The organism is Actinophytocola sp. (genome assembly GCF_049647105.1).
Classification (GTDB): Bacteria; Actinomycetota; Actinomycetes; order Mycobacteriales; family Pseudonocardiaceae; genus Actinophytocola.
In genome coordinates this window covers 12,361-30,369 of record NZ_JBARWZ010000006.1, presented here as the reverse complement: position 1 = coordinate 30,369, position 18,009 = coordinate 12,361, and the positions used below count along the sequence as shown (strand labels likewise).

Here is an 18,009-nt window from a genome sequence, read left to right as displayed (position 1 = left end):
CTGTGTTCTTCGGCCCCGCGCAGGGAGGCGTCACAGGACCCGCAGTGATCCGGATGGATCTCCAACCGTTCATCAGGATCATCAACGAGGGTCCGTGAGAACGACGCCGAACCCGGCTGCTTACCCGGCTTGCGTCCCGACCTGGTCCGCGACGAACGCTTCTTCGCCGACTGCTTCGACCACGGCGCATCCGACGACGGAAGCCGCGACGAGTTCGAGGAATCCTGACCCAGCCGCCGTTCCAGCTCCGCGATCCGCTCACCCTGCTCAGCGATCACACGATCCCGCTCAGCCAGAGCCGCTTCCAACTCGGCCACACGCGCGAGCACCCGCTCAAGCAACGCCTCAGCCGACTCCGGAACCAACACCCCAAGATCATCTCAGGCCCAGCTCACACCACACCAACCAGGGCACCAGACAGCTGAATAGGTACTCCAGATGCATTGTCGGTTTGTTGGGCAGTGCACCGACTTGTTGTTTCATATTGTCGATCGTGGGTTCGAGCAGTGGGGAGTCGTGCCGGTTCGCGCCCGCGGACACCATGCCTACGGGCACGCCACGGGCGTCGGTGGCGGTGGAGCGTTTCAGGCCACCCTTGCGACGATCCACGGGCGAGGGACCGGCTTTGTCGCCACCGCACGGTGCTTTGGTGATGCATCCGTCGGTGGCCAGATCGTCCAGTTCCAGTCCGACGATCTTGTCGTAGGCTGCCAGCGCGATCTGGTGCAGTTTCTGTCCGATCCCTTTCTCAGCCCATTCTTTCAATCGGCGCCGGATGGTCCGATCCGAACATCCGACGGAGGCGATGAGTTCGTATCCCGAACCGTGCACCATCGCCGCGACAATATGCTCGAACACCACGCGGTGCGGGATACGACGGCGGTGACAGCCCCAGGGATGGTTCGGGGAGAACTCCGGCTGCACGCCGAGCAAGGCCTCCAGTTCAGCGAACAGGGGATCGATAAGGCAAGATGGCACGGCAGGCACGGGCACCTCGGTGATCACGTAGCGTCAGAAACTTCATGATCACCTACGCCCGTGCCTGCCCTCGTCCGGGTCACCCAAGATCAACTCAAGTGATCTACTGCCGGAGCCTCTAAGTCTCCGACATGAATTGTCGACCTCGCGGCAAGTGGTCACACGAGCGAAAATTCCCGTTGCGGTAACAGCACCGACAAGGGTCACGACTGTCGAGGTAACAGAACGTGACGTGCATCGTGGACGCGATGGGGATGTGAAGCAACATGTACGCGACAACGAGGATCGCGGGAGCGGTCGTCGTCATCCTGGCGCTCGTGGCCGTGGCGGTGACCGAAAGGCCGCTGTCGCTCTGGGGATCGCCGGTCTGGGAGTCGATCACCCGGCTCGGCCTGCTGGGAATCGCGGTTCTTCTCGCTTGGCTTGTTCGCCGGGACCTGCGCCGGTCGTGGCGCGCGGCGGAGACACCTCTTGCGCCTGCCACGCCGATCCCGGATGTGCGGCAGGTGCCCTTTCCCGAGCAGCAAAAGGACATTCTCGCGGCCATCGCACTGGTCGTGGACCGCTATGACCGGCGAGCGATCGCACTGTTCGTGCGCATGCTGACCAACAACCACTACCGCCTGCGGATCACGGAGCGAGCGGAACTGCTCGGCACCTCGCTGCGCATGCATGTCGCGAACGACTACGTGATGTCCGCCGCGGACCGGGACCGACTAGAAGAACGGCTGGGAAAGGCGCCGAAATCGCCCTGCGCCAGCATTCCGGTTCCGTTGCTCAACGAGTCCAAGGGTGAGCTCTCGGACAACCTGGACGTGACCGACGGCGGCGGCGAGTCGATCTCCTTGCTGTCCCGCAAGGAAGCACAGGGGCTGGTCGCGCTGGCACTCGAGACGCTCTTCTACCTCACCTTCGACCGCGCGGAGCCGGGGACCCCCGAGGACATCGCGCAGACCGCCGCGTTGTGGACCCTGCAGCGGATCGTGTCGAGAACCGGCCGGCTCGAGCCGGTCGACGAGGAGACGGCCCAGGTCTACACCCACGAGAAACTCCACGCCGACTTCCACGGCGCGGTCAAGGCCCTGAGGGCACCCGAGGCCGAACGGCTGAGGGACATCGAGAACTTCTGCTGGTACTTCGCGATCAACAACATGGTGGTCGCCGACGCGCCCGCGCCAAAGGGAAACCGGTTCGTCGTCAAGTACTCGAAGACCATCCCGCTGGAGTCACCGAGCCACCGGCGGGACCGGCTGCGAGCACGGCTTGGTCTGGTGCCCTACCGCTTCCACGTGCCGCTGAACCTGGCATTCGCCGCGGAGAGCTACCACTTCCGCATGGACATCGGCGAGTCGCAGTACGTCAGCGACCACTACATCACCCGCCCGGACGGCGAACCGGTCAACCGGGAGGAGCTCGTCGAGATCACCAACGGCGGTCACGTCCGGGTGCAGCACGGGACCGCGTTGCCGTACGCACACCTCTACACCCGTGGCCTCAACGACGCGCCGGTGCACAACCTGCTCACCGCGGTGCGGTTCACCGAGACCCCGCCCGGTGCGCTCGGCGCCGCCATGGTCGTCGCCGCGGTCTCCGCGATCGTCATCGCCATCCTGACCTTCATCCCGCCGACGGGCGACGGGCCCAACGCGGACACCTCCGCACTGCTGCTCGCGGTGCCGCTCTTCGCGACGACATTGGTGGGGCATTCGATCGAACGGGTGCAGCGATCGTCGCTGACGACTTACGTCGGCCTGATAATCACCGGCGCGACGGCATTCGTCGGCGCCGCGATCTTCGGGTTGATTCCCGGCAAGACGTCGATCACCGATGTCAATCTGTCCGGCCTGTTCGTGGTACCGAGCGTGAACCTCGTGGGACTGGCGCTGTCGGTGATCGGCGCCGCGAACATGATCTATCTCAAATGGCTCCAGCGTTATCACGCGGAGAGATATCTGGAAATGCTGACCAAACGATCGAACCTGGACGGTACCTGACATGCGTGAGACGATGTTCGACCAGAGGAGTGTGGTTGATGTGAACAGCGCCTGGTTGCCACCGGGGTCGGCGACCGTGCACAAGGGCGAGCCAACCGCCACCGAGATCGCGAAGCTGCGGTTCAACCTCACCCCCGACGAGGAGCGGCGGATCGACGCCGTGCTCGACGACTCCCTCACCAGGTACGCGCAGCTCACGGCCGACACCTCCCGGCTGGGCGACCACGTCGCCACGGTGAGCGGGCTCATGCGGGACAAGGGGTGGGACACCCCGCTCACCGAGGTCTTCCACAACGACGACGACTCCTCGGTGACCACGCCCGCCCAACCGGAGCCCACCCGGCCGGAGAGCCACCGCCTGTCCAGGTTCCTGCGCCCACCTCAGTACCGCCTGGGGCGGGTCGGCACCCGGTAGCGGCGAAGGTCTCGACGGGTTCCGTACCACGCCCGGACGTTTCACCCCCGCCAGGTCGTGCCTGCGCGGCTCGACTTCGCGGTCGACGCGGACCGCCAGTCCTATTTGGACACCAAGTGGAAGGCCCGCTGACGGTACTGAAAGGCGCGTCCGGGGCGTCGGAGCATCCCCGAACGCGCCTTTCCTGGCGCGGCGCCCTGGCCCGGGCCGCCGCGCCGATCGCCTGCCCCGGGCGCGGAACCGGGGCAGGACGTCATCACCTCACGCCGTGGCGCACGTGGTGCCGTTCAGCGTGAACGCGGTCGGGGCCGTGTTGGCACCGGTGTAGGTGCCGTTGAAGCCGAGCCCGATGGAACCGTTCGAGGCGATGGTCTGGTTCCACGACAGGTTCGTCGCCGTCACGGCGGCGCTGCCCGACGCCTGTGCCCACGTCGCGCTCCAGCCCGGCGGTGTGATCCGCTGGCCGGACGGGAACGTGAACCCGAGCGTCCACCCGCTGATCGGCGTGGTGCCGGTGTTCGAGATCGTGACCGTCGCCGTGAAGCCGCCGCCTCCGCCCCAGTTCGACGTGTTGTAGCCGACCACGCAGCTGCTCGCCTGGCCGGCGGACGTCGTGAACGTGGTCGTCGCGGACGCGGTCGACAGGTTGCCGGCACCGTCCCTGGCCCGCACGTACACCTGGTACTGCGTGCTCGGGGTGAGCCCGGCCAGCGTGGCCGAGTTCGTGGTCGGCTGGGCCAGCACCGTGCCGTCCGCGCGGTACACGGTGTAGCCGGCGAGACCGCTGCCGCCCGAGTCGGTCGACGCCGACCACGACAGCGTCACGCCGGTCGCCGTCACCCCCGACGTGCTCGGTGTGCCCGGGGTCGTCGGCGGGGTCGTGTCCTCGGTCCCGCCGCCGGCGAGCGCGTCGTGCACGGCGGTGTACGCGGGCTTGGTCTGGAAGTTCTCGTCCACCAGCAACGCCGCGCCCTCGCCGGGGAACGTGTCCGGCACCCAGGAGTACTTGTCGGTGTAGCCCCAGGTCGTGATGCCCGCGCAGCGGGCGACCGCCAGGCACGCGTTCGTCACGTTGCGGTAGTAGGTCGCCTGGGTGGCGAGCTTGGTCGAGTCCGACGGCAGCTGCATGCGGACGTCCAGCTCGGTGATCGCCACGTCCAGCCCGAGGTCCGCGAACCGCTGCAGGTTCTGCTGCATCTGGCTCGGGAACCCGTACTGGATCGCCAGGTGCGCCTGGAAACCCACGCCGTCGATCGGCACGCCATCGGCCAGGAGGGACTGCACGAGCCGGTACATGCCGTCGCTCTTCGCGCCCATGCCGTCGGTGTTGTAGTCGTTGATGTACAGCTTCACGTCCGGGTCGGCCGCACGCGCCGCCCGGAACGCCTCGGCGATGTAGCCGGAGCCGAGCTTCTGCAGCCAGAACGAGTTGCGGAGCGTGCCGTCCTCGTTCAGCGGCTCGTTCACCACGTCCCACGCGTAGAGGTCGCCTCGGAAGTGCGTGACGACGTTCGAGATGTGGTTCTGCAGCGCGGTGCGCAGGGCCGACGCGTCCAGGTTCTGCACCCAGCCGGGGGTCTGGCTGTGCCACACCAGGGTGTGGCCGCGCACGGTCTGCCCGTTCTGCTGCGCCAGGTCGACGATCTCGTCGGCCCTGGAATAGCTGAACTGGCCGGGATTCGGCTCCGTCGCGTCCCACTTCATCGCGTTGCCCGGGGTCAGCTGGCTGAACTCGGCGGCGATGTGCGGGCGGTACGCGGCGTCGGCGATCTCGTTCGTGTCGACGGCGTCGCCGAAGTACTTGCCGTGTGCCGCGGCGTGTTCCTTCAGCGGGCCGGACGCCTGGGCGGGGGTGGCCGCGACCAGCGTGCCCGCCACGGCGGCGAGCAGGCTGGTCGCGGCCGCGAGTGTCTTTCTCACGTCAGCTCCCGGTGGTGCAGGGGTTGTTGTTCACGGTGAACGCGGCCGGGGACGGGTTGGACCCGCTCCACGACCCGTTGAACCCGACCTGCACCGACCCGCCCGGTGCGATCGTGCCGTTGTAGCCGAGGCTCTGCGCCGTCACGTTCGCGCCGTCCTGAGCCCAGGTCGCACCCCACCCACTGGTGACGCGCTGCCCCGAGGGGAACGCGAACGCCAGCCGCCAGCCGCTCAGCGGCGCCGTACCCGTGTTGGCGATCGTCACCGATCCGGTGAAACCGCCCTGCCACTGGTTGACGCCGTAGGTCACCTCGCAGTCACCGGTGGGCTCCGGGTCCGGGTCGGGATCCGGGTCCGGGTCGGTCGTGCCCACCGGGTCGGCGTACAGGATGCCCCGGCCGTTGGTACCGAGGTAGACGCGGCCGTACACCCTGGGGTCACCGGTGATGGCGTCGCCCGCGTTGCCGTACTGGTGCTGGTCGTCGTTGATGCGCACCCACGTGACGCCGTTGTCGTCGGAGCGGTGCACGCCGTTGACGCCGTCGATCGTGGCCATCGTGTACAGGGCCGGGTTCGTCCGGCCCGGTGCGGCCTTGCCGAAGCCGACGCTGACCGCTTTGGACACGGTGGACAGTGCGGTGAAGCTCGCACCCGAGTCGGTCGAGTGGAACAGGCCGGTCTCACCCGCCAGCCAGATGTCGCCTTCCTTGCCGGTCAACGCCTTGAACTTCGCCGTGGTCGGCAGCCCGGTCGCCGCGGTCTGCGTGAACGTGGCACCGCCGTTGGTGCTGACGTAGAACCGGCCACCCGAGAACCCGTAGAACTTGCTCGCGTTGACCCGGTCGGACTCCACGACCGACTCCGTCGGCAGGCCCTGCGCCTGGGTCCACGAGTTGCCGAAACCGACGGAGTAGTGCACCGGCTGACCCTTGGGCGCCCACACGAACCGGCTGCCGTCGGCCGCCGCCGCGACCGTGCCACCCTCGTTGATGCCGCCGGGTTCGGTGCCCTGGAACCAGTTCGCGCCGCCGTCGGTGGAGAACGCGACATGGCTGTCGTTCGGGCGGTCCGCGTCGGTGAAGTTGCCGGCGCGCACCATCACGCCCGGGTTGGCCTCCGCGTAGTCGAGGCTGGTGGTCGACGTGAACACCGGTTGCGTGAACAGCTTCGACGGCACCGTCGTGAGGCTGTTGTGCCGGAAGCCGCCGATGTCACCCAGCGCCGAGACCAGCGGGGCGCCGGTCGGCGGGCTGATCAGGTCGAGGACCGCGGTCTCCTCGAGGCCCGCCGCCATCGGCCTGATCGTGAACTGGCTGCCGCTGTCCCAGTTGGTCAGGTTGGTGGTGCCGTAGATCGTCGCGCCGGTGCCGTACATCATCCGGTTCGAGTTGAACGGGTCGATCTCCAGCGACTCGGTCATCCACCCGAGTTTCGGGGTCACCTCGGGCGGCTGGGGGTTCGTGCCGAAGTCGAGCCACGGCGACGACGAGATGTCCATCGTGTACCGGAAGCTGCGGTTCGGGTACGAGGTGAAGTCCCAGACCCTGGTCCACGTGGCGCCGCCGTCGGTGCTGCGGAAGAAGATCACGTCCGGCCACCACGAGATCTGCGTGGCCACCATGATCGTGCCAGGGTGCTGCCGGTCGATCGTCAGGCCGGAGTAGCCGAAGTAGTCGTCACTGCTGCTGGACGGGACCGGGCTGATCTGCGTCCACGCACCGGTGGCCGTGTTGTACTTCCACACGTCGCCCTTCGCGCCGTCGTACGGGCCGCCGGTGTCGCTCGTCGCGATGTACAGCTGGTGGTTCACCGGATCGAGGACACCCTTGTGTGCCAGGTATCCCGTCGGCTGTCCGGCGACCCGCTCCCAGCTGGTGCCGCCGTTCACCGACCGGTAGACGGTGTTGCCCTTGTCCGCGACGCCGACGTAGATGCCCTGCGTCGCGTTGCCCGACGTGCCGGTCGACTTGTCGAACGTCACCCACACGACACCCGGCCGATGGGACAGGTAACCGTTGGGGTCACTGGGGTCCGGCGCGTAGTTGCCCACGTTCGGGAAGTTCGCGACCTTCGCCCACGTTGCGCCGTAGTCGGTGCTGCGCCACAGCCCGTTGCCGTCCGGCGCGCCGAAGTAGACGACGCTGTCGCGGTTCGGGTCGACGGCGAGCCGCTCCCCCATGCCTCGGCCCGGCATGTTCCCGCCGAGCTTGAACGGCAGCGCCGTGGCCTGCCAGGTGGCACCCTTGTCGGTGGACCTGAGAATCGCGCCGTTGTTGGGATCCCAGCTGTTGGTGTACATGCCGACCGCCGCGTACACCCGGTTCGTCTGCACCGGGTCGGTGGCGAGGCTGTGCACGCCGTTCCAGCCCCACTTGTCCCAGCCGACCCAGTCCAGCAGCGGGACCCACCGGCCGGTGGACTGGTTCCACCGGTACGCGCCGCCGATGTCGGTGCGCGCGTAGACCAGGTTCTGCTCGGTCTGGTTGAAGATGATCGAGGGCACGAACCCGCCGCCCGCGATCTCCACGTTGCGCCAGTTGTAGGCCTGGGCCGGAGCGGCCTCGGCGGTGTGTGTCGCGGCGGAGCCGGTGACCACCATGGAGGCGGCCACCAGCGCCCCGGCCAGTAGATGGACGAGTTTCACCCGCATGATTCCGTCCTTACGCGATCGTGCACGTCTCGCCGTTGACCGTGAAGGCCGACGGCCGGGCGTTGCTGCCGCTGTAGGTCGCGTTGAACCCGAGTCCGGTGACCGACTGCCCGGCGGCGATCACGCGGTTGTGGTCCGCGTTCGTCGCCGTGACGGTCGAGGAGCCTGCGGCCTGGGTCCAGGTCGCGCTCCAGCCGTTGGTGATCCGCTGGTTGCCGGGGAAGGTGAACGACAGCGTCCACCCGCTGATCGCCGAGGTGCCGCTGTTCGCGATCGACACCGACGCGGTGAAGCCGGAGCCCCAGTCGTTCATGCCGAAACTGACCCGGCAGGAGGTCCCGGGTTCCGGGTCCGGGTTGCCAGTGCCACCGTCCGGTGCGATGAGGTACGGGTTCAGGTAGGCCTGTTTGGTGGTGTTGACCGTGGTCCAGTCGTCGTTGAGGATTCCGCCGGTGTCGCCGGAGTTGGGGTTCCACGACCAGTAGGTGAAGCTGGGCGCGTCGGTGCCGGTGCCGAGGTAGGCCATCAGCGTCCGCAGCCAGGTCTGGTCACGCGGGTCGGCGAGGGTGGTGCCGTACTCACCGAGGAGCACCGGCGCCACGTTGTTCTTGAACAGGTAGCCCCAGTTCTTGTCCCAGATCGCCGCCATGTTGTTCGGGAAGGCGGGATCGGAGAACCACGGCTGGGCGAACACCGACGTCGCGTAGTCGTGCGCCGAGTAGACGAGCCGGTTCGCGACGTTCAGGCGTACTGGCGCGGTCGCGGCGCCCTGCAGGTTGCCGCCCCACCAGTAGTTGTCGCCGTTGTAGTCGCTGACACCCTCGACGACGATCAGCCAGTTCGGGTTGACCGCGAGGATCGCATTGCCCGCCCGCTCCGCCGCGAGCCGCCAGTCGGTTGCGGTGTCGCCACTCCCCCAGTTCGCGCCGCCACCGCCCTGGATCCCGTGCGGTTCGTTGTGCAGGTCGGCGCCGATCACCGTGGTGTTGCCGAGATAGCGCTGCGCGAGCATGCGCCAGTCGCTGATCCACCGGCTCTCGGGGTAGGCGCTCGTGTACCAGAGCGCGGACTGCGCGCCCGAGTCCGGCCGGTGCCGATCCAGCACCACCTTCATGCCGATCTGCCCGGCGTAGGCGATGATCTTGTCCATGATCTGGATGCCGGACAGGCCCTGCAGGTCGGGGTTGAGGTCGTAGCGGATGCTGTTCGGGGTGCTGCCGGAGTCGAAGAGCTGGCTGGAGAACGGGAGTCGGAGCGTGTTGTACTTCAGGCTCTTCATCTGGTCGAGCATGTCCTTGTAGCCTCGGGACCACAGGCCGTGCGGCGCGTAGTTCGCCGTCTCAAGGCCGAACCAGTTGATCCCGGTCATCCGCACGGGCTGGTTGTTCGCGTCGAGCAGCTGCCTGCCGTTGGTGTGCCAGTAGCCCGATCCGGCCGCCGAGGCGGGTGCGGTGTGGACGAACGGCACCAGCAAGGCCAGTAACAGAGCGGGAATCAGGGCGAACGCGACGTTGCGTCTTTTCATCGCAGGGTGTCCTCGTGGTGCGCAGGGGCCGGGTGCCGCCTTCGCGTGCTGGGACGCGAAGGCGGCACTCGGAGAGGGATCAACCCGTCACAGCGGCGGGTAGGCGTTCCGCATCAGTTCCTGGAACTGCGCGGAGAACCAGTGCCCGGACAGCGGCGCGCTACCAAGCGCCCCGGACATGTTGTTGTTGTTGCGCGGGTTGCCGGTGTACGTCGGGTCGCACATCCGGTCGAAGCCCTTGCCCTCGTCGTTGTCGATCGCCGAGCTGGAACCGTCGGACTCACCCGGCGGCTTGATCCAGACGTAGGCGTCGATGCCCGCCTCGGGCGCCGCCTTCGGCCGCTCACCCAGCCCGGCACCGGACTGGTTGCACCAGTTGCCGAGGTGGATGCGCCGGTCGATGCGCGACTGGTTCATGAAGGTGACCGGGTCGGTCGACGTGCTCGCCTGCGTTGGCCGGGCGGAGCCGCCCCACCCGTTGCGCGAGGTGTCGATCAGCATGCCGATGTTGGAGTCGAAGCACTGCGAGTCGGCCTGCTGGCGGAACGCCTGGGCGAAGCCAAGTTCGTCGACGTACCGGTTCCAGTCGACCCAGCCGCCCGCGACCTCACGCAGCGGTTTGCCGCCCACCACCGTGGTGGCGGTGAAGAACTGCTCCTTGAGTGCGCTGTAGTTCGCGGTGTTGGCGATGAACCCCTGCACGTTTCCTGGGCTCGCGCCGGACGCGCTCGCGGCCTGGCACATCAGCTGCACCGTGGCGTTGAAGTTGTCGTCCCAGCCGATCCAGCCGTGGTGGCCGGCGTCGATGTAGTTGTAGACGTTGGGCACCGCGCCGAGCTTGCCGAGGGCGTAACCGACCCCGTTGACGTAGTTGCCGTTGGCCTTCATCGTGTCGCACTGCGGGGTCGCCGTCTCTCTCGGCGACACGTTGGTGACCAGGTTCGGCAGCGAGTCGATCTCGATGACCGTGACGATCCGCAGGTTCGCGTACGCCGCCCGGCCGAGGATGGACGCGATCGGGTCGATGTACTCGGTCTTGTACCGGTTGAGCTCGGTCGGACCCAGCTCACCGTTGGATGCCAGCGCCGCACAGTCGCGGCCGGGCAGGTTGTAGATGACGAGCTGGAACACCAGTGGCTGTCCCGCGGCCTGTCGTACGGCCTCGTCGAGGTGCCCGACCAGTCCACGTGCGCCGGTCGTGCCGCTGATGGCCGCGATCCGGTCCATCCACACGCCGGTCGGCTGGTTGGCGATCCGGCTGCCACCGGACTCGGCGGCTGCCCGTGCGGACCAGTCCGGGTTCACGTAGACACGCGCGCCGACGTACGGGTTGTCGACGCGGTCGCCGGGTTCAGGATCGGGATCCGGGTCGGGGTCCGGGTCCGTCGTGCCCGTGCAGTTGGTGTTGTTGAGCGAGAAGGTGGCCGGGGCGCTGTTGCTGCCCGAGTACGTGCCGTTGAAACCGATCTCGGCCGAACCGCCGGTCCCGAGCGTCCCGTTCCAGGCCAGGTTGGTCGCCGTGACCTGCTGGCCCGACTGTGCCCAGTTGGCACTCCAACCGGGAGTGGTGACCTTCTGGTTCCCGCCGAACGCGAACCGCAGCGTCCAACCGGTGATCGGGTCGCCGAGGTTGTTGACCTTGACGGTCGCCGTGAAGCCGCCGCCCCAGTCGTTGACGGTGTAGTCGATACGACAGCCTGCCGCCGCACCGGCGGGCTGGGCACTCAATGTTAGGAGGGACGACAGCGTCGCAGCCACTACCGCCAAGTAGGCGGCCGCACGCCTCCGCGTCCCGATCTTGGTAGACCTGGGTCTGAATCTCATCCGGATCCTCCGCTCAACGCCGAGCGATTTCTGGGAGCGCTCCCAGTTTTTCGGAGTCTAGCTGTGTTAACTGGGCGTGTACAGACTCTCACTCTTGATGAACAGTTAAGTTGCGCGTTCAGTGGCTGACGACGGGATTCGTTGCGGCGCTTGTCGATCGGGCGGTCTTGACAGAGGCGCGTCCGCATGGCTGACGGGCTGCGTCCGGCCGCCTCCCAGGGCTTGGGTTGGGAGCGCTCCCAAGATCGTCGGCCGTGAGAGCGGGTCATGACGCGCACCCATCCGCAGGGTGCGCGGCTCCGAACCAGGGCCTGTCCGATGGATTTGTGCGAGAGTCTTGGCCCGACCAACAGTGACCTCAGGGGACGTGACGGCGCGGTCCGCGACTGTCGCTGGGTCGATACCAGCACTTTGATTCCGGGGAGGCGGACCAGTGATACGGGAGGTTCTCGGGCGTTGGCTCGACACCGGGCTTGACCGGTCCGTTGCCGGTGGGTACACACGGTTGGGGCTCGTCGTGCGGCGGCGGTTGCCTGAATGGCCGGCGGACCCGCCGCCCAGGGCGCTTGCCGGGCGGACCGCGGTCGTCACCGGCGCCAGTTCCGGGCTTGGGGTGGCCACCGCCGAGTCGTTCGCCCGGTTGGGGGCTGCCGTGCATCTCGTGGTCCGGGACGTCGCCAAGGGTGAGCGGGTCGCGGCAGGCATCGACGGTGACGTTCGGGTTTCTCGATGCGATGTGTCCGATCTGGACGACGTGCGGCGGTTCGCCGGTACGGTCGGGGCCGCGGATGTGTTGGTGCACAACGCGGGCGTGCTGCCCGCCGAGCGGAGCACCACCCCACAGGGGCACGAGACGGCGCTGGCCACCCACGTGCTCGGGCCCATGCTCATGACCGAACTGCTCCGGTCCAGGCTTGCCGGTGGGCGCGTGATCTTCGTGTCTTCCGGGGGGATGCACACCCAGAAGCTGCCGCTGGACGACCCCGAGTACTCCCGTGGTGAGTATCGCGGGGCCACCGCTTACGCGCGCACCAAACGAATCCAGGTCGCGCTCGTCCCGGTGCTGGCCGCGCGCCTTCCCGGCATCACCGTCGCCGCCATGCATCCCGGCTGGGCCGCCACGCCAGGGGTCGTCGGCTCACTGCCCGGTTTTTACCGGCTCACCAAGCCGTTCCTGCGGGACTCCGACGAGGGTGCCGACACCACCGTCTGGCTCGGGGCGGCAGAACCCGCGCCCGCCACCGGGTTGTTCTGGCACGACCGCAGGCCGAGAAGCCCGCACCTCGTGCCGTGGACCCGCCACGACGACGCCGACAGCGAGGCGATGTTCGCGTGGTGCGCCGAGGCCGCGGGCATCGAAGGATAGAACGAGATCGAGCAGCCGCAAGACGGCCTCGCCCGCGGCCGCACGCGGCCGCGAATGGGCCAGGTGTGCCGCGGGCGAGACCGACCTCAGGACGATCGTCAGTGCACGGCCTTGCGGCGCGAGCCCGTGATGGCCTCGGCCGTGCCGATCAGCAGCACCGAGGCGACCACGGCGAGGATGAAGCCGAGCACGTTCAGCTCCCAGATGTCGCCGGTGCCGAGCAGCCAGGCGATCGTGCCGCCGATTACCGACCCCACGAGACCGAGCAGCAGGGTGGCGATGATGCCGAGGTTCTGCTTGCCGGGCTTGATCAGGCGCGCGAGCACGCCGATGATGAGGCCTGCGACGATGAAGCCGATCATGTCTAACCTCCGGTGTTCGTCAGCATGGGCGTGCACGTCTGCCGCCAGCTGAGCAATACCCGGTCCGACGGTCGCACAAACCGGCGCGGGGAGGCCCCACATGCGGGTTGTTACGCGGAACGTGCGGCACGACGCGGGTGATCCGCGGCGTACCGGCCTGCTGAACCGGGAATTACGTGCGCTCCGGCCGGACCTGGTGGCTCTTCAGGAGGTGCGCCACCCGGAGCAGCTGGCTCGACTGCTCGCCGACACCCGGTTGCGCCACGTGACACACCAGGCCGACGTGTTGCGTGACCAGCCACCGGAGGCCGACCGGTTCGGCGGCACCGCGATCGCGACCCGGGAGCCGCACCGGGTGGTGGACGTGGTCGAGCGGCGCATCGACGGGTTCCACTACTGGACGCTGGCCGTCCTCGTCGGTGGGCTGCTGTTCGTCACACCCACCACACCGTGGCAGGAAGGGGCGGCGAACGTGCGGCACCTGCAGGCGCAGGAGGTGCTGTCGCGGTACGGCGGGATGCTGCCGATGATCGTCGCGGGTGACCTCAACGCGCGGCCGGACGAGGCGGGGGTCCGGCACCTGAGCACCCACCTGCAGGACGCGTGGACGGTCGCGGGCGCAGGCGCGGGCCTCACCTGGTCGGCGGACAACCCGCTCGCCGCGGAGGAGATCGCCCGGCTCGGCGGCGCGCCGGGGCGGATCGACTACGTGTTCGCCGGACCCGGGTTCCGGGTCGGAGCGGCGTGGCTCGTGGGTGACCGGCCCGTAGACGGGGTGTGGCTCTCCGACCACGCCGGTGTGGTCGCCGACCTGACCTCGGCGGGTTAGGCTCGGCACGAAGGGAGTCCACTGTGGATGGTGTGCCCGCGCCGGTGCCGCCGATGCTGGCGGTCGAGGGACCGCTGCCGGTGGGCGGCGGGTGGGCGTACGAGACCAAGTGGGACGGGTTCCGCTGCTGCATGCGCGTCGGGCCGGACGGCACGACGAAGCTGACGAGCAGGCTCGCCAACGAGATGACGAATGTCTACCCCGACCTGCAGGGCGTGCTCGCGGACGCGGTGGAGGGCCGGTCCGCGGTGTTCGACGGCGAGCTGGTGGTGCTCGCGGCGGACGGCAGGCCCGACTTCCAGCTCATGCAGTCCCGCCACCAGCGCGGCCCCACCGCGGAGCTGCTGCGCACGGCGCCGGTCACGTTCATCGTGTTCGACCTGCTGGCGCTGGGCGCGGAGGTGCTGCTGACGACGCCGTACACCCGCAGGCGCGACCTGCTCGCCGACCTGCCGGTCGCCAACAGCCGCGTCGCGGTCCCCCGCCACTTCACGGCAGCGGACATCGACCCGAACGAGCTGCTCACGATCATCGAGGAGCAGGGGCTGGAGGGCCTGGTCGCGAAGCGGCTCGAGTCGCGGTACCTCCCCGGCCAGCGCAGCCGCGACTGGATCAAGCGGCCGCTGATCAAGACACAGGAGGTGCTGGTCGGCGGGTGGCGGCCGGGCAAGGGCAACCGGGGTGGCCGGGTGGGTGCCCTGCTGCTGGGCGGGCACGACCCGGACGGGCACCTGCGGTACATCGGCGACGTTGGCACGGGGTTCACCGAGCGGGCGCTGGACGAGATGCTGGACCTGCTGACCCCGCTGGCCCGCGCGGACAGCCCCTTCCACAACGTGGTCCCGCCGGACCGCGCCCGCGACGCCCGCTGGGTCGACCCGACCCTCGTTGGCCAGGTCGTGTACCGCCAGTTCACCTCCGACGGCCGCCTCCGCCACACCGCGTGGCGCGGCCTGCGCGGCGACGTCCTCCCGGCCCAGGTCACCACCCCACCCGCCCACTAGCGACGCTCTCGGCTCTCCCGGGTGCGGTGGTTGTCGTGTTTGCGGACCGCGAAGTCGTAGGCGGCGGCCAGGAGATGCCGGGTGGTCGCCAGTGTCGCGGCGCCCGGGTTGATCACCGAGATCCAGTGCTGGTTGGCGTAGACCGGGTGGGGCATCAGCTGGTCGCGGGCCGCGTAGCCGGCGTCGGTGACCAGGATGCCCTCGGCGTCGCGGTCGGTCGGGGCGGTGCCCAGGTGTGCGACGTAGGTCTGCTTGGGCACGCCCATGTTCAGCCGGTAGGCGCCCGGGTGGCTCAGGTCGGAGACGGTGTCGTAGCCGTCGCCGGTCACGATCGTCGCGAACGGGAGCCAGCGGTCGGCCGGGAGGTCGCCGTCCGGGTCGTAGGTGAAGAACATGTCGCCGCCCGCCTCGTCCACACGGGTCCCGGCGAAGGTCTCGCGGAGGTACTGCTTCATCGCGTCGACATCCATACCTTCAAGCGTCTCATTGAACTCCTTTGGGAGACTTCGACGACGAAAAGCCCATCAACGCGCGGGAAAACCCTCAAATCGGGATCGAACGCGGACCTGCCCGACGCCGATCGGCCACGAGACCGGCTATTTCCCGAGGAGCGCCGTTAGCGGGACGTCCGCCGCGCTGGTCAGGACGCGGTCCGCGGCCGTGAAGACGGTCCGGTCGGCGTACGGATGCGGGATCGCGACGCAGCGCAGACCCGCGGCCTTCGCGGCGGCCACCCCGTGGGCCGTGTCCTCGAACGCCATCGCGCGGGCGGCGGGCACCCCGAGTCGCTCCAGTGCGAGGAGGTAGACGGCCGGGTCGGGCTTCACCGTGCCCACCTCGTCGCCGCACGCGAACAGCTCGAACCGGTCCAGGTAGCCGACGCGCCCGAGGTGCTCCACCACCCAGTCGCGGGGCGAACTGCTCGCCACCGCGAGCCGAAGACCCAGGTCACGGGCTTCGTCGAGCCACCGGATGATGCCGTCGGCCAGCTCAAGCGCCGCGTGCACCTCGTCGCGGTAGGCGAGGCGGCTGGCGTGGCTCTCGTCGTGGTCGTAGGCGGGGCCGGCGGCGGCCGCCAGCGCGGCGTACCGCTCCTTGATCACGTCGCCGCCGTGCGGGGCGAAGAACGTCGAGGTGTCCAGCTCGAGCCCGTGCCTGCGCCACAGGTACTGCCACACCCGCAGCGACGCGGTTTCGGTGTCCATGAGAAGACCGTCGAAGTCGAAAACGAGCGCGTCGATCCCCATGTTCGGCAGTATGCCGGGCGCGCGGGCGGGAAACTGGGACAATGGCGACTGTGCCGCCTCTGGACCTCGTGCTAGCCGCCGACTGGGTTTCGCCGTCCGTCGCACGGGCCGAGGTACGCACCTGGCTGAGAACCAACGGCTGGACCACCCCGCTCGTCGACGACCTCGTGCTGGCGATCAACGAGGCCGTGAGCAACAGCATCGAGCACGGCTACGGCATCGGCGCGGACGATCCCGCCGGCACCGGCACGGTCGAGCTGCGCGGCGAGATCACCGACCACCACATCACGTTCACCGTGCGCGACCGCGGCGTGTGGCGCCCACCGGTCGACGACCCGAAGAGCACGCGGGGGCAAGGGATCCGCCTGATGCGTGCCTGTGTCGACAAGGTGACGGTCGACTACTCCGACGAGGGCACCACGGTCGTGCTGTCCGGCAAGCCGCTGCCCGGCGGTCAGGCGCCCGCGAGCGCGGACGACAGGTCCGGGTAGACCGACAGCAGGTTGTCCAGACCGGTGACGCGGATCGGCCGGAGGGTGTCGCGGCCGCCGCCGACGACCCGCACCGCCGTGTGCTCTCCGCCCGCCTCATGCGCCGCGACAATGGCCGACATGCCGACCGAGGCGAGGAACGTCACGTCGGTCAGGTCGATCACCAGCACGGGCGGTCTGGACTGCAACGCCTTCAGGCTCGCCTCGGACAGGGTCGGCGTGGTGACCAGATCCAGTTCGCCTGCGACACGCAACACCACGGCGGTGCCGTGCTGCACAACGTCGACGCTGGCGCCGAACCGGTCGCCCGGGGGAAGCGGAGCGTTGGACATACACACATCTTGCCCGCCAACCGGAAACCGCGACAGTGGGGTGTCAGGTAACCGGTTTCTTGGCCGCCTCGGACGCGGCTCCCGCGACCATCAGCACCACACCGACGGGGATGAACACCCACCACTGCCCGGCGAGGACCGTCAGCAGGATGGCGGCGGGGATACCGAAGAGAAAGGCCATCCCCGCCACTACCTCGAGTGCCTTGCTGGCAGGGGTTTCCACGACGTTCTTGCCGCGCCTGCGGGGCGGGCCGACCAGCTGTCCCGCCTTCTGCACGAGCTGGACGGGACTCGCGGCACTGAGGTCCGGGTGCGGCGCGGGCAGGTCGGTGAACAACGCCTCCAGCTCACCGCGGGTGCGTGCGACCGTGGCGCGGCCGCAACGCTCCTCGTACTCGTCGAGCTCGAGCCGCCCGTTCGACAGGTGAACACCCAGCGCGGTGACGGCTTCCTCCCGTTCCGAGTCGCTGGTCCGGATGTCGGCCTGTGCCATGTACGGATTGTAGGGCGGTCAGGTCCGGACTCTCGCGTACCGCGCCTGCGCCTCCCGCAGCACCCCGGTCGCGGCGTCGGTGTCCCCCGCACCCAGCAACGACACCGCCTTGGACAGCGCCTCGTGCAACGCCATCCGCTCCACCGCCTGTGTGGTCAGTTCCGCGCTCTTGAGCCACAGCTCGATGAACACGGCGACCTTGGACCGCAGCACCCACGGGTCGAACGGTTTGGTGATGAAGTCGACCGCGCCGATCTGGTAACCGCGGAACGCGAGCCGGGCGTCGTAGTTCAGCGCGGTCAGGAAGATGATCGGGATGTGCCGGGTCCGTTCCCGCTGCTTGATGTGGGTTGCGGTCTCGAAGCCGTCCATGCCCGGCATCGACGCGTCCAGCAGGATCACCGCGAAGTCGTCCACCAGCAGGCATTTGAGGGCTTCCTCGCCGCTGGTGACCGCGACCGTCTCCACCGCGAGGCCCTGCAGGATCGCCTCCAGCGCAACGAGGTTCTCGCGCCGGTCGTCGACCAGCAGCGCCTTCGCCGAGACAGTCACGCCGTCACCTCGCCCGCTCCGTGGCAA

At 68.5% G+C, this 18,009-nt stretch carries 17 protein-coding genes and 1 pseudogene; 6 read left to right on the top strand and 12 right to left on the bottom strand.

The genetic code is table 11. The features are described from left to right. Positions 1-368, bottom strand: a 368-nt coding sequence (locus WBA97_RS00395; protein ID WP_424228586.1) for a DUF6444 domain-containing protein, incomplete at its 3' end; no start/stop codon positions are given. Between the two features lie 64 nt (positions 369-432). Continuing rightward, a pseudogene (locus WBA97_RS00390) lies at positions 433-987 on the bottom strand (IS5/IS1182 family transposase); the annotation flags it as partial. A 257-nt stretch (positions 988-1,244) separates the two neighbouring features. On the opposite strand from WBA97_RS00390, the gene WBA97_RS00385 reads away from it, so the two are divergent. Together WBA97_RS00385 and WBA97_RS00380 are read left to right on the top strand one after the other, a co-directional pair. Further along, entirely contained in the window at positions 1,245-2,972 is a 1,728-nt protein-coding gene (locus WBA97_RS00385; RefSeq protein ID WP_424228585.1) for a hypothetical protein, read from the top strand. 1 nt (position 2,973) lies between these two features. Then, a complete protein-coding gene (locus tag WBA97_RS00380; protein WP_424228584.1) occupies positions 2,974-3,387 on the top strand; it encodes a hypothetical protein in 414 nt (137 codons plus the stop codon). 261 nt (positions 3,388-3,648) lie between these two features. Here the strand turns inward: WBA97_RS00380 and WBA97_RS00375 are convergent, their stop codons facing one another. From WBA97_RS00375 to WBA97_RS00360, 4 genes are all read right to left on the bottom strand, one after another. Then, positions 3,649-5,307, bottom strand: a complete 1,659-nt coding sequence (locus WBA97_RS00375; protein ID WP_424228583.1) for an endo-1,4-beta-xylanase — start codon at positions 5,305-5,307, stop codon at positions 3,649-3,651. A 1-nt stretch (position 5,308) separates the two neighbouring features. Then, positions 5,309-7,957 (bottom strand): cellulose binding domain-containing protein, encoded by a 2,649-nt coding sequence (locus WBA97_RS00370; RefSeq protein WP_424228582.1) that lies wholly within the window; start codon positions 7,955-7,957, stop codon positions 5,309-5,311. 10 nt (positions 7,958-7,967) lie between these two features. Further along, positions 7,968-9,482: a cellulase family glycosylhydrolase gene (locus WBA97_RS00365; RefSeq protein WP_424228581.1), complete on the bottom strand. Its 1,515-nt coding sequence runs from the start codon at positions 9,480-9,482 to the stop codon at positions 7,968-7,970. A gap of 87 nt (positions 9,483-9,569) precedes the next feature. Further along, positions 9,570-11,210, bottom strand: a complete 1,641-nt coding sequence (locus WBA97_RS00360) for a glycoside hydrolase family 6 protein (RefSeq protein ID WP_424228580.1) — start codon at positions 11,208-11,210, stop codon at positions 9,570-9,572. Positions 11,211-11,835: 625 nt separating this feature from the next. Here WBA97_RS00360 and WBA97_RS00355 point away from each other — a divergent pair. After that, complete coding sequence (locus tag WBA97_RS00355; RefSeq protein WP_424228579.1) at positions 11,836-12,672, top strand: SDR family NAD(P)-dependent oxidoreductase; 837 nt, start codon at positions 11,836-11,838, stop codon at positions 12,670-12,672. A gap of 98 nt (positions 12,673-12,770) precedes the next feature. Here the strand turns inward: WBA97_RS00355 and WBA97_RS00350 are convergent, their stop codons facing one another. Then, entirely contained in the window at positions 12,771-13,034 is a 264-nt protein-coding gene (locus tag WBA97_RS00350; RefSeq protein ID WP_424228578.1) for a GlsB/YeaQ/YmgE family stress response membrane protein, read from the bottom strand. A 100-nt stretch (positions 13,035-13,134) separates the two neighbouring features. Between WBA97_RS00350 and WBA97_RS00345 the strand changes: the two genes are divergently transcribed. Both WBA97_RS00345 and ligD read left to right on the top strand, forming a co-directional pair. Further along, a complete protein-coding gene (locus WBA97_RS00345; protein ID WP_424228577.1) occupies positions 13,135-13,863 on the top strand; it encodes an endonuclease/exonuclease/phosphatase family protein in 729 nt (242 codons plus the stop codon). Positions 13,864-13,886: 23 nt separating this feature from the next. Continuing rightward, the gene (gene ligD / locus WBA97_RS00340; protein ID WP_424228576.1) at positions 13,887-14,867 is read left to right on the top strand and encodes a non-homologous end-joining DNA ligase; all 981 of its coding nucleotides are present in this window, start codon (positions 13,887-13,889) and stop codon (positions 14,865-14,867) included. On the opposite strand, the gene WBA97_RS00335 is transcribed toward ligD, so the two are convergent. Together WBA97_RS00335 and WBA97_RS00330 are read right to left on the bottom strand one after the other, a co-directional pair. After that, positions 14,864-15,337, bottom strand: coding sequence for a DUF6194 family protein (locus WBA97_RS00335; protein ID WP_424228575.1), 474 nt, complete (start codon positions 15,335-15,337; stop codon positions 14,864-14,866). The two genes, ligD and WBA97_RS00335, sit on opposite strands and share 4 nt — an antisense overlap. A 126-nt stretch (positions 15,338-15,463) precedes the next feature. Further along, positions 15,464-16,114, bottom strand: a complete 651-nt coding sequence (locus WBA97_RS00330; RefSeq protein WP_424228574.1) for an HAD family hydrolase — start codon at positions 16,112-16,114, stop codon at positions 15,464-15,466. Positions 16,115-16,164: 50 nt separating this feature from the next. Here WBA97_RS00330 and WBA97_RS00325 point away from each other — a divergent pair, with 50 nt between their 5' ends. Then, positions 16,165-16,605, top strand: coding sequence for an ATP-binding protein (locus WBA97_RS00325; RefSeq protein ID WP_424228573.1), 441 nt, complete (start codon positions 16,165-16,167; stop codon positions 16,603-16,605). Here WBA97_RS00325 and WBA97_RS00320 read toward each other — a convergent pair. The 3 genes from WBA97_RS00320 to WBA97_RS00310 are packed head-to-tail and all read right to left on the bottom strand — an operon-like array spanning position 16,569 to position 17,982. Continuing rightward, positions 16,569-16,937 (bottom strand): STAS domain-containing protein, encoded by a 369-nt coding sequence (locus tag WBA97_RS00320; protein WP_424228572.1) that lies wholly within the window; start codon positions 16,935-16,937, stop codon positions 16,569-16,571. The two genes, WBA97_RS00325 and WBA97_RS00320, sit on opposite strands and share 37 nt — an antisense overlap. Before the next feature lie 43 nt (positions 16,938-16,980). Further along, a complete protein-coding gene (locus tag WBA97_RS00315) occupies positions 16,981-17,430 on the bottom strand; it encodes a DUF1707 SHOCT-like domain-containing protein (protein WP_424228571.1) in 450 nt (149 codons plus the stop codon). Between the two features lie 18 nt (positions 17,431-17,448). Next, positions 17,449-17,982: a response regulator gene (locus WBA97_RS00310; protein ID WP_424228570.1), complete on the bottom strand. Its 534-nt coding sequence runs from the start codon at positions 17,980-17,982 to the stop codon at positions 17,449-17,451. Positions 17,983-18,009: the final 27 nt, after the last annotated feature.

Coding starts and splice junctions, on each gene's coding strand:
- WBA97_RS00345 (WP_424228577.1), top strand. CDS start 13,135: ATGCGGGTTGTTACGCGGAACGTGCGGCACGACGCGGGTGATCCGCGG.
- WBA97_RS00330 (WP_424228574.1), bottom strand. CDS start 16,114: ATGGGGATCGACGCGCTCGTTTTCGACTTCGACGGTCTTCTCATGGAC.
- WBA97_RS00335 (WP_424228575.1), bottom strand. CDS start 15,337: ATGGATGTCGACGCGATGAAGCAGTACCTCCGCGAGACCTTCGCCGGG.
- WBA97_RS00385 (WP_424228585.1), top strand. CDS start 1,245: ATGTACGCGACAACGAGGATCGCGGGAGCGGTCGTCGTCATCCTGGCG.
- WBA97_RS00370 (WP_424228582.1), bottom strand. CDS start 7,957: ATGCGGGTGAAACTCGTCCATCTACTGGCCGGGGCGCTGGTGGCCGCC.
- WBA97_RS00365 (WP_424228581.1), bottom strand. CDS start 9,482: ATGAAAAGACGCAACGTCGCGTTCGCCCTGATTCCCGCTCTGTTACTG.
- WBA97_RS00320 (WP_424228572.1), bottom strand. CDS start 16,937: ATGTCCAACGCTCCGCTTCCCCCGGGCGACCGGTTCGGCGCCAGCGTC.
- WBA97_RS00315 (WP_424228571.1), bottom strand. CDS start 17,430: ATGGCACAGGCCGACATCCGGACCAGCGACTCGGAACGGGAGGAAGCC.
- WBA97_RS00350 (WP_424228578.1), bottom strand. CDS start 13,034: ATGATCGGCTTCATCGTCGCAGGCCTCATCATCGGCGTGCTCGCGCGC.
- WBA97_RS00380 (WP_424228584.1), top strand. CDS start 2,974: ATGCGTGAGACGATGTTCGACCAGAGGAGTGTGGTTGATGTGAACAGC.